Origin of the sequence: Oscillochloris sp. ZM17-4 (assembly GCF_019599295.1) — a bacterium.
Classification (GTDB): domain Bacteria; phylum Chloroflexota; class Chloroflexia; order Chloroflexales; family Chloroflexaceae; genus Oscillochloris.
The window spans coordinates 164976-179152 of record NZ_JAIEWN010000007.1; the positions used below are offsets into that span (position 1 = coordinate 164976).

The following is a 14177-nucleotide window of genomic DNA, read 5'->3' on the forward strand; positions in this document are numbered from 1 at the left end:
AGCGATCCACATCCCAGGCTGAGGCGCCGACGCCCCAGGCCGAGGCGGGCGGCTCGGGGGCGCGGGCGCCCTGGCCGAGCTGGCGCAGCTCGAAGCGCCGCTGCACCCCGGCCCCGTCGTAGCTCGACTCGGACCAGGCCGGCACCCCGGCCCCGGCCACCAGCGCCTCGCGCACCGAGCGGCCGATCGCGCTGCTGACCTGCGGCCCGTAGCGGAACTTCACCTCGCTCTTCGTCGGGTGGACGTTCACATCGACCGCCGTGGGGTGGACGCGGATGTCGATCACGGCCAGCGGGTGGCGGCCCTTCATCAGCATCGTGTGGTAGGCGCCCTCGATGACCGCCGCCAGCGCCCCCCGCGGCTGCAGCGCCCGCCGGTTGACGAAGAGGTGCATGTAGCTGCGCGAGCCCCTGGTCAGCCCGGGCGGCGAGATCAGGCCCGCGACCCGCACCTCCTGGTCGCCCTCGCCGAACTGCGCCTCCACGTCGAGCATCTGGCGGGCCACGTCGAGCCCGTAGATCTCGATCAGGACGCCGCGCCGGTCGCCGTCGCCGCTCGTCTGCATCGCCAGCCGGCCCTCCAGCACCAGGCTGAAGCGCACCTCGGGGTAGGCCAGGGCGTACTGCTGCACGATCGCGCTGATCGCGCTCAGCTCGGTGGCCTCGGAGCGCAGGTAGTCGCGGCGGACGGGCAGGTTGTAGAAGAGGTTGCGCACGCTGATGCTAGTGCCCGGCGAGCAGCCGCGCGGCGTGCGGGCCTGCAGCTCGCCGCCGGCGATGCGCAGCTCGACGCCCAGCTCCGCGTCGGCGGCGCGGGTGATGCAGATCACCTGGGCCACGCTGGCGATGCTCGGCAGCGCCTCGCCCCGGAACCCCAGCGTGCTGATGTTGAACAGGTCATCGGCGGCCTGGAGCTTGCTCGTCGCGTGGCGCTCGAAGGCCAGCTCGACCTCGTGGCCGGCGATCCCGCTGCCGTCGTCCTGCACCTTCAGCTCGCGCAGCCCGCCGCCGCGGGCCTCCACGCTGATCCGGCGGGCGCCGGAGTCGAGGGCGTTCTCGACCAGCTCTTTGATCACCGAGGCCGGGCGCTCCACCACCTCGCCGGCGGCGATCTGCGCGGCGATGGTGGAGTCAAGCAGGCGGATCGGCATAGGCGTACCCGGATTGCAGATTGCAGATTGCAGATTGCAGATTGCAGAGCGCAGATTGCAGAGCGCAGAGCGCAGAGCGCAGAGCGCAGAGCGCAGAGCGCAGAGCGCAGAGGCGAACATCTTTGCGGTACATTGTACCACGCCAAGACGCTCTAATCTGCAATCTGCAATCTGCAATCTACAATCATCTCAAGGCGTGGCCGTGGGCACCGGGCTGGGCAGGGTGGCGGTCGGGGTGCTGGCAGTCGGCGTCAGCGTTGGCGGGGGGGCGGAGGGGGTCGGGCTGGCGGTCGTCGGGGCGCTCACCGAGGGTGGGTTGGCCAGCAGGAAGCCGGCCGCCCCGATCAGCACCACCAGCGTCAGGGCGGCCAGCAGCATGCCGAGCCGTGAGAGCGGGCGCTCGCGCGCGGGCGCCGCCATCGCGCTCGCCGCCGCGGGCGCCGCCGCCGGCCCCTGCGCCGCGCTGGCCGCCACATCCGTCGGGAGATCGACCTCATCGACCTGGGCGATCACCACGGTGATATTATCGTGGCCGCCGCGGGCGTTCGCCGTATCCACCAGCCGCAGCGTCGCCTCATCGGGCGGCAGCATGCTGGACACCTCGGCGATCTCGCGGTCCTCGATCAGGCCGTGCATGCCGTCCGACGAGAGCAGCACCGTGTCGCCGGGGCGCAGCGGGATGCTGAAGGTGTCGACCTGGACCTCGGGCTGGTAGCCGAGGGCGCGGGTGATGATGTTGCGGACATTTGAGGTGCGGGCCTGCTCCGCCGTCATCAGGCCGGCGGACACCTGGTCGGAGACAAACGAGTGGTCGTGGGAGATCTGCTCGATCTGGCCCTCGCGCACCAGGTATGCCCGGCTGTCGCCGACGTTGGCCACGTGGAGGTGGCCGTCGACAAAGAGCGCGGCCACGCCGGTGGTGCCCATGCTCCCCCGCCCGTCGGCGTAGATCGCGTGGTTCGCCGCGATGAACGAGTCGCGCAGGGCGTCGTCAGGCGGCGCGGAGTCGGCGAAGGTGTCGATAATCGTGCTGACACCCAGGCTGCTGGCGACCTCGCCCGCGGCGTGGCCGCCCATCCCGTCGCAGACGATCAGGAGCGTCGCCTGCGGCAGCTCCTTTGCGCCGTACGCGTCCTGATTGATCTCGCGTCGTAGGCCGACATCGGAGCGAGCGCTAAAGCGCACTCTCATCGCGCCAACTCCTGACAGGATACGGGTGATTCCTGCGCAGAGTATACCACGCTAGCGCACCCGCCGTGATGCGACCAGGCAGGCCAGGGCGACCAGCAGCAGCGCCCAGTGCCAGATCCCCACCGGGTTGATGAAGGCGAGGGTGAGCGAGATCGCCACGGCGATGAGCCCGATCAGCGAGAGGATGATCCGCGCCTGCGGCGGCCTACCAGGCGTCATAATACGTATCCTGTCGTATGGATAAGCCAGCCCATGTGACGTTTATCTATCATAGACAAAGTTCAAGTTGCGTTACAGTTTGACGCCGTGAATGGTGTCCTATTGCGCCAAATCTGCAATCTGCAATCTGCAATCTGCAATCTTCTCTCAGCGGGTGTATCGCCAGAGCAGCAGCGAGATGATCGTCCCGACGAGGAAGATCAGATAGAACAGATTACCCTCCGACGCGGTGACGGACAGGAGCGTCAGCGCGAGAAAGATCGCGGCGACCCCCAGGCATCCGCGGCGGACGCGGGCCATGCTCTCCTGGACATCTTCGGGTTCTTCGGACATAGCGTTGAGCGGGGCGGCCCGCGCCTCCTTGGTTGTTGTGGTTGTGTATGGCCCTATCCTACCATAGAGCGGCGGGAAGAACAGCTGAGCCAGTATTGGTGCGCCAAATCGCGTTCTGATGCCATCCTGCTCTGCGCTCTGCGCTCAAGCGTTCTGTGATCGGCCATAGGTGGCCCGCCGCGCGACGATTGTAATCTTCATGCAATTATTCGCTCCGGCTTCGGCGGGGGCCGTATGCTATAATGATTCGTAGCTGTAGATGACAGAACGTTCATCTATGCGGGCGTGATCGCTACGTTTGCAATGATCATTGCCACGCCACAGGGAGCGACAGATCGTCGTCAACGCCCATGTTTGATCAAGAGGTCTGGCGCACACAGGTAGCAGAGCGGCTGAGCGGCTTTGCGCGCAACCCACGACAAGACATCCAGATCGCTGGCACCGGCACGGTGCTGGCCTATCTGGCGGTGCGTACCCTTGAGCCCTTCCTTGAGGCGTTCCAGCAGGAGCCGCTGGCGGCGGTGCTGACCTTGGCCGAGATCACCCGCGACCCTGGCGCCGACCTGATCGTGCGCCGGGCCAGCCAGATGCGCTACCAGGTCGCGCAGATGATCGAGCGTGAGCTGCGCACCAAGGCTGAGCTGCGCGCCGCCCTTGAGCAGCTGTTTGTGGCGCTGAATGTGCTGCACCTGGCCCGCCAGCGGCTCAACAGCTCGCGCGACGAGTGGCTGCGCCTGACGCTGCTCAATGAGATCAGCACATTCGACACCGACGAGTTCTCCCAGATGCGCCGCCTGCTCTACGACCCGGGCTGGCAGTCGCGCTACGAGACGATCCGCAGCCTGCGGCAGCGCAATGGGAACTATAGCGCGGCGGACCTGGTGCTGCTCCACGACGGCCTGAGCGACAGCGCCTCGCACGTGCGCTCGGCGGCGGCGCGTATGCTCGGCCAGTTCGCCGGCACGCCGCCCAACCCGCTGGTGAAGGCGCTGACCAAGGTGGCGCTCTACGACTGCGATCTGGAGACGCGCTTCGCCGCCGCGCGCACCCTCGGCGCCCTGCGCGAGCGGATCGCCTCGCCGCAGCTGATCGACCACCTGGGGCGCTGCCTGAGCGACGCCGACAGCTTCGTGCGCTCGTCGGCCGCCCTTGTCCTCGGGCAGTTCGGCGAGCTGGCCGGCACACCTGCCCTGATCGAGCAGCTGACGGTGATGATCGGCGATGATGACGCCTACGCCCGCGAGACGGCGGCGCGCACCCTCGGCAGGATCGGTGTCGCGGCGGCCACCACCGCCGTCCTCTCCGCGCTCACCAGAGCCATGGAGGACTCCGACGCCAATGTCCACGAGGCCGCAGTAGACGCCCTCACCCGCCTGCGTAAGATGCGCGCCACCCTGCCGCTAAACCGCGCGGTGACCAAGCACCCCACCGAGCCGCTCGCGGCTCTTGGCTATGTGCTGGAATTTACACGCTGCTGCGCGCTGTGCAGAACCTGGCATCGGGGATCGCCCAGTTGCAAGCAGATCCGGCCGCGCCATCTACAGATACGGGCAGGCTCATCGGGGTGGTGCGGCCACCATCTAGCCATGGGCCGCACCACCCCGACGATGCGGCCATACTACAATCATGGCAGGCTCTATCCCGATTGGACGTTGTACTGATCGAGGCCCGGCAGATGGCCCAGGCGGGCGAGTACCGCGCGGCCCACGTCAGGAGCTAAGCGAGATGGCGGCAGAGGCACACGAGGCGATTGAGCACAGCACCGCCGAGGATTCATCACGGCTGCTGCTCCGGGTTGGCGAGCTAGAGGCTGAGATTCGCGCCCTCGCCGACGTCCTGAAGCAGCGCGCCCCGCAGCCCCAGCGTGACACCACTCCCGCTCCTGGGCAGGCTGATCAACAACCGGGTTGCGGTCTACGCGGACCCGATCGACTCGTCGCAGGAGATCGCGCTCCTACCTGTAGGCTCGCTCTGGCACCTCTGCGCGCCCTCGCCTGGGAGTCGTTCATGGCCCCCCGCCCTGCCACAGCACCCGATGCTCGCCCGCCTCGCCGGCGTATACGCGCAGATGCCGGAGCTGCTCTCCGCCACCGTCGAGCGGCTCTGCGCCCAGCTGGAGCCCTGAGAGCGCCCCCCCGCATGACATGCCTGCGGTCTTGCCAGATTTGATATGAAACCTTGCCTATTGCCAAAAATGCTGTGGTGGCGGCTTCGCCGCCACCGCACCCCCACCGGGAGGTTGACGTTGCAGAAGCCCTGAGCTTCTGACGCTACGCGCTAGACCTGCCTGGTGTGGTATTGTCGTCATGGGAAGCTCCGTATGCAGGCGCGGTGTACGATACGCTCCATGCCAGCGGATGCTTGCCATCTCCAGAGCCTCACACGAAAGCCGTTATCGTGACACGAATAACATATCCACCGGCAGGAGCCTCATGATGAGCGACGATCTGAGCGGGCGCACGCTGGGTCGCTACCAGGTGCTCGAGCGTCTCGGGCGCGGCGGGATGGCCGAGGTCTACCGGGCCTACCAGCCCAGCCTCGACCGCTACGTGGCGATCAAGGTGATCTACCCGCACCTGGCGAGCGACCCGGCCCTGCTTGAGCGCTTCGGCCGCGAGGCCCGCGCCGTGGCCGCCCTGCACCACCCCAACATCGTCCAGGTCCACGACTTCGACGTGCAGTCCGGGTCGGCCTTCATGGCCATGGAGTTCATCAGCGGGCCGACGCTGAAGGCGGCCATCCAGAGCCTGCACCGGCGCGGCATGCTGCTGCCACTGCCGGTGGTCGGCCAGATCGTCGGCCAGATCGCCGACGCCCTGGGCTACGCCCACGAGCAGCGGGTCGTCCACCGCGATGTGAAGCCGGCCAACGTGCTCATCCGCCGGCGCGGCTCGGCCGATGCGCCCCTCGGCGACGCCGAGCTCGACGCGCTGCTGCTCGGCGTCGGCCCGACCAGCGTGGTGCTGACCGACTTCGGCGTGGCCCGGATCATCAAGGACTCGGTCGAGCACACGGCCGCCGGCACCATCCTCGGCTCGCCGGCCTACATGTCGCCCGAGCAGGGCCGCGGCGAGCGGGCGGACGCCCGCTCGGACATCTACTCGCTCGGCATCGTGCTCTACGAGCTGCTGACCGGCCAGGTGCCCTTCGACGCCGACACGCCCTTCGCGATCGTGATCAAGCACAGCACGGCGGCCCTCCCGCCGCCGCGCAGCCTGCGCCCCGACCTGCCCGCGCCCGTCGAGCAGGTGCTGCTCAAGGCGCTGGCGAAGGACCCGGCGGGCCGCTTCACCGACGCGGCCGCCTTCGGGGCGGCCCTGCGCGAGGCCACCGGGGCGCTGGCGGCCACATCCTCCCTCTCCCTCGCGCCCGCGCCCGCGCCGGCCGCGCAGGGCGTCTCGCGCGAGACCCGCGTGATCGAGATGACCGAGATGCGGCCGACGCCGACGCCGGAACCTGCGGCGGCGGTGAGGCCTGCGCCCGCGATCAAGGAGCGGACGAAAAAGCCACCTCGCCCGCGATCCTGCCTGCGCACGACGCTGATCGCCCTGGGGGCGCTGGCGGCGATCGCAGTGATCACCGTCGGCGCCTTCGTGGCCGGAGGCGCCCTGGTGTTCCGCGGGCTCGGCCAGGCCGGCGCCCTGGTGGTGCCCACCGAGATGAGCGTGCAGGCGACCCAGGCCGCCGCCGAGGGGGCGGCCTTCCCGGTCGGCCCGCGCCCGCCCCGCAGCCCGACCGCCACGGCGGACCCGGGCGACCCGGTGGCGGTGGCCCTGTCCGGCGGGCGGGCCGCCTGCGCCGGCCCCGGCTGCCCCGGCGGCAGCGCCAGCGGCGCCCTGGAGATCTACAACAGGGCTCTGGCCGAGACGCCGGACAGCGCCGAGCTGCTGGCCGCCCGCGCCCAGCTCTATGTCTGGTGGGACGTCTACACCTACGCCGACCAGGCCCGCGCCGATGTCGCGGCGGCCCTGAGCATAGACGATGATACGGCCGTGGCCTACCTGGCGCGGGGCGGGATCGCCTGGGCCACCGCCGATGGCGACGCGGCGCGCGCGGCGATCATGGACGACTTCGACCGGGCGATCGAGCTCGACCCGGATCTGACCGACGCCTACCTGGAGCGCGCGCGGTTTCTCTTCAGCGCGCCCGACTTCTACGACGAGATCGCGCCCAGCCGCGACCAGGCGATCACCGACGCCGGCGAGGTGATCGCGCGCGCGCCGGATAACGCGGCGGCCCTGAGGCTGCGCGCCGCGGCCTACGAGGCCGCCTCGCGCTTCGACGAGGCCATGGCCGACACGAATGCGGCGCTCGCCATCGACCCGGGCGATGTCGAGTCTCTGCTGCAGCGCGCGGCGCTCAACCGCTACCACTACGGGCAGCCCGATGCGGCGATCGCCGACTTCACGACCGTGATCACCATCGACGGGAATAGCCGCGACGCCCGAGCGGGCCGGGGGGCGCTGCTCATCGCCTCCGGCAACTACGAGGTCGCCCTCGACGACGCCCATGCGCTGATCGCTATCGACCCGGCCGACGCCTCCGGCTATATCTTCCGCGGCTTCGTGCTGCTCGCCATGGACCGCGCCCCGGAGGCCCAGCGGGACTTCGAGGACGCCCTGACCCTCGGACCGGACGAGATCGGCGCGCGCTACGGGCGCGGTCTGGCCCTGCTCGCACAGGATCAGGCGGAGGAGGCCATCCCCGACCTGGAGGCGGCCGTGCAGGGGCAGGACGACCTATATGATATCTACGAGGTCTTCAGCGACAACCGCCCGAGCGCCGGGGTCAGCCTTGCGCGCGCGTACATGGCGGCTGGCCGCATGGGCGACGCCGGCCCGGCCCTCGACGCCGCCGTGGAGGCGAGCCCCGACTGGTACCTGCCCTACCTTGTGCGCGCCCGCTACCGCCGGGCCGCCGGCGACCTGGCCGGCGCCCGGGTGGACCTGCGCAGCGCCGCCGCCAGCGCCGCCAGCGCCGCCGAGCGAGCCGAGGTGGAGCGGGAGCAGGCCCGCCAGCCCTAGTGACGACGGGGCGGATACGGCGCGGTCGCCCGTAAGGGCGCAGCAGCGCCGCGCTGCTGCGCCCTTACAGCTATATCTGAGGGTATAATGCGCATGAGCGGCGCGCGCGGCGCCCCTCATAGGAGCATATTCTCATGAGCGATAGCGCGACCCTCGCCGAGCTGCGCGACCTGGCCGAGCAGTACGGCGTCGGCACATACCGGCGGCACATCTTCATCTGCGCCGAGCCGAGCGAGGCCAAGTGCTGCAGCTACGAGGCCGGCGTCGAGTCCTGGAACTACCTCAAGGGCCGCCTGAAGAAGCTCGGCCTCTCCATGGCCGAGGGTGGCGTCTACCGCAGTAAGGCTAACTGCCTGCGCATCTGCGCCCACGGCCCGATCGCCGTCGTCTACCCCGAGGGCGTCTGGTACCACTCCTGCACCCCCGAGGTGATCGAGCGGATCATCCAGGAGCACCTGATCGGCGGGGCCCCCGTCGAGGATTTTATCTTCGCCCGGAACCCCCTGTAGGGACGGCTCGCGAGCCGCCCCTACGGCGCGGCCGGCAGGCTGAAGCGCACCGTGGTGCCCCGCCCGCGCGCGGACTCGATCCAGATCTGGCCGCCGTGGGCCTCCACGATGCCGCGGGCGATCGCCAGGCCCAGCCCGGCGCCGCCTGTGGCCCGCGAGCGCGACTTCTCGCCCCGGTAGAATCGCTCGAAGACGTGGGGCAGGTCCTCGGCGGCGATGCCCTCACCGCTGTCGGCCACCTCGAAAACGATGCAGGATGGGATGAGGCCGGAATCGGCCGCATCCTTCGTCACACCTAGCGTGACCCTGCCCCCTGCTGGCGTGTGGCGGATGGCGTTGGCCACCAGGTTGTAGAGCACGCGCTCGATCTTCTGCGGCGCCGCACGCACCGGGCCGACGGCGGTCGGCACTGCGCCGCCCAGCCCCACGCCCTTCGCCTCGGCCTGCGGCAGCAGCCCGTTGATCACGTCGCTGATCAGGTCGCCCGGCGCGACCCGCTGCATGTCGAAGGCCAGCGCCCCCGCGTCGAGCTGGGCCAGCTCGAACAGATCGTCGATCAGCCCGCTCAGCAGGCCGATCTGGCCGCGCATCGTGCCCAGGTAGCGCTCGACCGTCGCCGGGTCATCGACCAGCCCGTCGGAGAGGGCCTCGGTCAGCACGCGCAGCGAGGCCAGCGGCGTGCGCAGGTCGTGCGACACGGCCACCACCAGGTCGCGCCGGGCGGCCTCCTGGCGCTCGCGCTCGGCGGCGGCGGCGGCCAGCTGCGCGGCCATGCGGTTGAAGTCGCGGGCCAGCTCGGCCAGGTCGTCGCCGCCATGCTCGGCCACCCGCGCGCCCAGGTCGCCCTCGGCGAGGCGCTGCGCCCCCGCGCGCAGGGCGCCCACCCGCCGCCCGATCATGCCCGCCAGCCCCATCCCCATCCCCAGCGAGATCACCCCCGCGAAGAGCAGCAGCAGCGTGAGCAGCGGCAGGTCGCTCGTCGAGAAGAGCATGGCCTGGACGGTCAGCAGCACGGTCATCAGGGAGACCGCCACGCCCGCCGCGTAGGTGACGGCGAGCTGGAGCCAGAGCGAGCCCTGGCTGCGGCGCAGCCAGAGCAGGGCGCCCGAGGCCACGGCCAGGGCGAACAGGCCGGCCAGGGCCAGGTAGCCCATCAGCTCGGCCGACGAGGCGCCGGGCGCGCCCACCCAGCCGATGGCGGCCATCAGCGCCAGGGCGACGAGCATCAGGATGGGCAGGGCGAGGCGGTTTGTCATACAGGTATCGTAGGAGGGGCGCAGCAGCGCGCCATACTCGTATAGCACCGCCCAGCTGGGCCGGCGCGCTGCTGCGCCCTTACATCCCCAGCTCGGCGGTGCTGAAGACCACGCTGAAGGCCCGGCAGTAGATCACGACCGACTTGTACTGGCTCAGGTCGGCGTCGGCCGGGATGTCGTAGTTCTGGTTGCCCTGGTTGGCCTTCAGGCGGGCCAGCTCAAGGTAGCCGCCCGCGTGGACCTCGTCGCTGCTGCGCGGCATGGCGTGGCCCGAGAGGCCGACGAACAGGTCGGGGCCGTTCTGGGCGTCGAAGTTCTCCAGCCGCAGCACCATGTTGCCCTCGGGCAGCCGGTAGATCGTCGCCGTGCCGCTGGCCCCGTGGAGCGAGTCGATGGTGGTGAAGCTGCCGACGCTCAGCGCGACCGGCTCGGCCGGGATGGCGGCCGTCGGCTTGGCCTCCTCGGCCATCGCCCCCTCAGCCATCGCATCGGCCGGCGTGTCGGCCATCGCCTCCCCCGGCAGTACATCGGCCGGCGTATCGGCCATCGTGCCCTCGGACATCGTGCCCTCGGCCGGCGCGTCGGCCATCGCGCCCTCGGACATGGCATCGGCCGGCGTGTCGGCCATGGCATTGGCCGGCATCGCCTCCCCCGGCATCGTATCACCGGCCATCGCCGCGCCCCCAGGGAAAGCCTCGTCGATCATACTGCTCCGAAAGAGCGGCGAGATCGTCCAGTACGCAAACGCGACCACGGCCACGAGCACAACCGCGCCGCCGGCCCATGCGAACCACGGGAGCGAGAGCTTGCGCGAGGGTCGAGTATCTGTCGCCATCGGGTGATGCCTCCTGATTGTACACTACGATAAGGTCACAGGGAGATGGTAGCGGCCACACCTGACCTGCGACTTACCGAGTTCTTACGGAAGGCTTAACGGCGCACGCCCGCGCCGTAGGGGCGCAGCGTGCTGCGTCCTACATCTACACATGGAGCATCCCGAGCAGCACCGTCAGCGTGGCCAGGCTGGCCAGCGACGAGACGACCACCGTGCCGACCACCAGGGTCGGCCGGCTGTCGAACTCGATGGCGAGGATCGTCGTGTTGACCGCCGTGGGCATGCCGGCGAGCATCACGCCGACGGCCAGGCTCAGGCCGTGGATGCCGAGGGCCAGGCCGAGCCCGTAGGCCAGGGCCGGCGAGACCAGCAGGCGCATCCCTGTGGCGAAGGCGACGAGGCCGGGCTGCTCGATCGGCACCCCGGTGCCCAGCTGCATGCCCAAGATCACCAGCATCAGCGGCAGGGCCGCCTCGCTCAGCAGGGCCACGCCGTCGAACAGCCCGCCCAGCGCCCCGCCGGCCCCCGGCAGGTCGAACCCGGTGGCGCGGATCAGCAGGGCCGCCGCCACCGCGTAGACCTGGGGCATGCGCAGCACGCGGCCGATCACCGCCCGCAGAAGCCCGCTGCCGCCGGCCGCCCCGCCCGCCGCAGCCACCGCCACACCGATCGTCTGGGACATGATCGACTGAGAGATGAAGTAGAACAGGGCCTGGGTGAAGCCCGCCTCGCCGAAGGCGAATCGTGCCGCCGGCAGCCCGTAGTTCCCCGAGTTCATAAACAGGCTCACCAGAAGCATCGCGCTCAGGTCGCCGCCGCGCAGGCCGAGCGGCCAGGACAGGGCCAGCGTCACCGCGCCCAGCAGCAGCATCAGGCTCACGGAGAAGACAATCATCTGGAGCGCGCCGCCGCCCGTCAGGTCGGCCCGCAGCAGCGAGACAAAGATCAGCGCGGGGTTCAGACCGTAGATCATCACCCGGTTGAGCGAGCCCTGGTCGAGCGGCATGGCGCGGCGCAGGGCGTAGCCGATCGCGACCACCACCGCGATCGGCAGCAGCACATTGAGCAAGACGGAAACCACAACGTTCTCCTGGCATCAGGCGGCGGCAAGAATCAAAAAAAAACGGCCGCCTCTATGGGCAGCCGTGCAAGTGGGGGCTTCTGGCTAGCAGCGTCGTATTTGCGGGGATGTTGGGTCGCTAGCCATGATCTATCTGTGGCGAAGTGTACATCCCCGAGTTACAGGCGAGATCGGGCGGAAGGCGGAGATGGCGATGGGGGATTCCTCCCTGCCTACGGCGCGATCGCGCCAAGCAGCTGGGCGCTCGCCCAGCCGACGCTGCCCAGCGACACCCGCTGCGGCGTGCAGTCTCCGGCGACGGCGGTGACGCGTATCCGGTACCAGAGGACGCCGTCGCCCAGGGCGCGCTCCTCAAGGACATCGAACATATCGCCCGCGCAGACCTGGCCGATCACTGTCTCGGGGACGACCACCGGCTCGCTACGCAGGTTGCCGCCGTTCGCCACACTCCCGCTGCCGATGAGCGGCGCGGGCGAGGCGGTGGGCGTCTCGGCGCTCACGGGGGTGGCGGCGGCCACGACGACGACCGTGGCGAGCGAGCGGGCGGTCTGCGTGGCGAGGGTGGCGGCGTTCGAGGTCTCGATCTGGCTCATATTCGCCGCGGCGCTCTGCTGGGCGCGCTCGCGGCCGAAGCTCCAGGCGAAGATGCCGGCGCCCCCGAGGATCCCCAGGGTCACGCCGATCAGCACAATGTTCGCCAGGGCGCGCAGCGGGCCGCCCCTGCGCGGGGCGCCCGGACGGAAGTAGCGATCCCAGTCGCGCGGATCTGCTTTTGGCGGCACAGAACCTCCTCAGTCGTTCGTTGCAGAGCTAGAGCTGGCGACGCAGCACACACTGGCGCTCGCCCGTCGGCGCGAAGCCAAACCAGCGATAGAGCCGCTGTGCGTGGGCGTTATACGCCTGCGTGTTCAGCGTGATCATCGTCGCGCCCTGAGCTGAGGCAAATGAGATAACAGCGGCCAGGAGGCGAACGCCGATCTGGGAGCCCTGGCGACGCGGCTCGACCGCGATCCGCACCAGGTGGATAAGGCGGCCGCCAAAGTGGCTGGTGGCGTAGGCGTAGCCGAGCACCTGATCATCGATCTCGGCGATAAGAAAGAGCGGGCCACTGAGGATCGCCGGCCCGAAGATACCATCATCTTTCGTCCACTGCGGCTCAAAGCAGGCGTAGTCGAGGCGCAGCACCTCGGCCATATCAACGCCTGTGGCCGCGCGAACTCGCACATCGGGGTTGCCGAAGCTGGGGATATCGAGGTCGCGCTTCTCATAGACGACCACCTCCGTGTCCTGGGCATAGCCCTGGGCCAGAAGCTCGGGGAGGATCCATGAGTCGGCGGCCTCATCGCCGGCGTAGTAGACCGCGGCCACCTGGCGGCGGGCCAGATCGGTGTGGAGGGCCGTGAGCAGGGCCGCGATCCCGGCGCGCAGATCGACCCCCTCGGCGAGCGCCAGACTACGCAGCCAGCATATATGATCGGCGGGCCAGCTCACCAGGGCGACCGCGATAATCTCATCGCCGATGGCCAGAACGGTGCCCTGGCCGGCACCCAGAAGCGAGGGCAGCTCGCTGCCAGAGAGCCCGTAGTAGCGCCGCCCGCCGTCGCGCAGGAGGCGAGAGACCCGGTTCAGGTCGTCGGCGTGAACCGGCCGGGCGGCGGCGCGGCTCAGATCATAGCTTTTACGGAAGAGCCTCATACGAGCATCTCGCTCTGCAACGGCAGCGGGCGCAACACTCTCGTCCGGCGGGGGGGCGTAGGAAGAGGGCATAGCCGTGGTATCATACCCTCGCTTCAAGAGCGTACTCGTCGGGCGCCGCACATCACAGCGGCTGCGCCCCAACATACAGACGCGTCGGCGCCGGACGCCCAGCATTGTCTCATCCGACACGACGTATTGTACACCAGAACTATGCGAACGTACTTGCGCGCACAGTGGCAGCGACTATTTGGATTAAATGTGAACCAGGTCGCACCAATGCTCTTTGTCGGCGGACAGTTTCACCAATCGCAGTGGCCCGAGCTCTACCAGATCGGCATTCGGGCGGTGCTGAACCTCCAGGCGGAGCGCGAGGATCGCTTCTCCGGCCCGCCGCCCGTGCGCAGCCTACGCCTGCTCGTGCCCGACTTTCACGCCCCGACGATCACGCAGATAAGCGAGGGCGTCGCCTTCATCGCCGCAGCCCACGCCGAGCGGCTCCCGGTGCTCGTACACTGCCACGCCGGCGTGGGCCGCGCGCCGCTCATAGCGGCGGCCTACCTGGTGGCCGTCCACGACATGCACTACCGCTCCGCGATAGCGCATCTGCGCGCCGCGCGGCCGATCATCGCGCCAAACCCGCGCCAGATCGCCCGCCTGCGCGAGTATGAGCTATGGCAGAGGCGCGCCTAGCCGCCCACCGCCTGGATCTCAGGGCTGCTGCAACGCCCTGGGGCTTCGCCCCATGCGCATCACCGTTAGGGCCGCAGCCCTAAAAACCGGTGTTGTTTTGGCCAACATGGACAGCTTCGCTGTCCATATTGGCCAAAACAGCAAGAAATTGTTAGCGCGAATAAGCGCTGGGTAAACCTGGGAGCGTCGGT

Annotated in this window: 14 protein-coding genes; 5 read left to right on the forward strand and 9 right to left on the reverse strand. The window is 69.3% G+C overall.

Translation table 11 applies throughout. From position 1 onward, the window contains the following. From mutL to K2Z83_RS08420, 4 genes are all read right to left on the reverse strand, one after another. Positions 1 to 1270, reverse strand: a 1270-nt coding sequence (gene mutL / locus K2Z83_RS08405; protein WP_255603561.1) for a DNA mismatch repair endonuclease MutL, incomplete at its 3' end; no start/stop codon positions are given. Positions 1271 to 1339: 69 nt separating this feature from the next. After that, a complete protein-coding gene (locus K2Z83_RS08410; RefSeq protein WP_220594725.1) occupies positions 1340 to 2341 on the reverse strand; it encodes a PP2C family serine/threonine-protein phosphatase in 1002 nt (333 codons plus the stop codon). 51 nt (positions 2342 to 2392) lie between these two features. Next, positions 2393 to 2560, reverse strand: coding sequence for a hypothetical protein (locus K2Z83_RS08415; RefSeq protein ID WP_220594726.1), 168 nt, complete (start codon positions 2558 to 2560; stop codon positions 2393 to 2395). Positions 2561 to 2707: 147 nt separating this feature from the next. Further along, on the reverse strand, positions 2708 to 2893 hold the full coding sequence (locus K2Z83_RS08420) for a hypothetical protein (protein WP_220594727.1): 186 nt from the start codon (positions 2891 to 2893) through the stop codon (positions 2708 to 2710). Between the two features lie 350 nt (positions 2894 to 3243). On the opposite strand from K2Z83_RS08420, the gene K2Z83_RS08425 reads away from it, so the two are divergent. The 4 genes from K2Z83_RS08425 (at position 3244) to K2Z83_RS08440 (ending at position 8426) form a co-directional block, all read left to right on the forward strand. Continuing rightward, positions 3244 to 4554 (forward strand): HEAT repeat domain-containing protein, encoded by a 1311-nt coding sequence (locus tag K2Z83_RS08425; protein WP_255603562.1) that lies wholly within the window; start codon positions 3244 to 3246, stop codon positions 4552 to 4554. A 203-nt stretch (positions 4555 to 4757) separates the two neighbouring features. After that, positions 4758 to 5018: a hypothetical protein gene (locus K2Z83_RS08430; RefSeq protein WP_220594728.1), complete on the forward strand. Its 261-nt coding sequence runs from the start codon at positions 4758 to 4760 to the stop codon at positions 5016 to 5018. 307 nt (positions 5019 to 5325) lie between these two features. Beyond that, entirely contained in the window at positions 5326 to 7917 is a 2592-nt protein-coding gene (locus K2Z83_RS29590; protein WP_220594729.1) for a serine/threonine-protein kinase, read from the forward strand. Between the two features lie 134 nt (positions 7918 to 8051). Next, a complete protein-coding gene (locus K2Z83_RS08440) occupies positions 8052 to 8426 on the forward strand; it encodes a ferredoxin (RefSeq protein WP_220594730.1) in 375 nt (124 codons plus the stop codon). Between the two features lie 20 nt (positions 8427 to 8446). Here the strand turns inward: K2Z83_RS08440 and K2Z83_RS08445 are convergent, their stop codons facing one another. From K2Z83_RS08445 to K2Z83_RS08465, 5 genes are all read right to left on the reverse strand, one after another. Further along, positions 8447 to 9682 (reverse strand): sensor histidine kinase, encoded by a 1236-nt coding sequence (locus K2Z83_RS08445; RefSeq protein WP_220594731.1) that lies wholly within the window; start codon positions 9680 to 9682, stop codon positions 8447 to 8449. 79 nt (positions 9683 to 9761) lie between these two features. After that, positions 9762 to 10517: a DM13 domain-containing protein gene (locus tag K2Z83_RS08450; protein ID WP_220594732.1), complete on the reverse strand. Its 756-nt coding sequence runs from the start codon at positions 10515 to 10517 to the stop codon at positions 9762 to 9764. Between the two features lie 145 nt (positions 10518 to 10662). After that, on the reverse strand, positions 10663 to 11598 hold the full coding sequence (locus K2Z83_RS08455; protein WP_220594733.1) for an AEC family transporter: 936 nt from the start codon (positions 11596 to 11598) through the stop codon (positions 10663 to 10665). A 212-nt stretch (positions 11599 to 11810) separates the two neighbouring features. Continuing rightward, positions 11811 to 12380: an SH3 domain-containing protein gene (locus K2Z83_RS08460; protein ID WP_220594734.1), complete on the reverse strand. Its 570-nt coding sequence runs from the start codon at positions 12378 to 12380 to the stop codon at positions 11811 to 11813. A gap of 28 nt (positions 12381 to 12408) precedes the next feature. Next, positions 12409 to 13293, reverse strand: coding sequence for an N-acetyltransferase (locus K2Z83_RS08465; protein WP_220594735.1), 885 nt, complete (start codon positions 13291 to 13293; stop codon positions 12409 to 12411). 261 nt (positions 13294 to 13554) lie between these two features. Here K2Z83_RS08465 and K2Z83_RS08470 point away from each other — a divergent pair, with 261 nt between their 5' ends. Then, positions 13555 to 13986, forward strand: a complete 432-nt coding sequence (locus K2Z83_RS08470; protein ID WP_370650107.1) for a dual specificity protein phosphatase family protein — start codon at positions 13555 to 13557, stop codon at positions 13984 to 13986. The last annotated feature ends 191 nt before the right edge of the window (positions 13987 to 14177 follow it).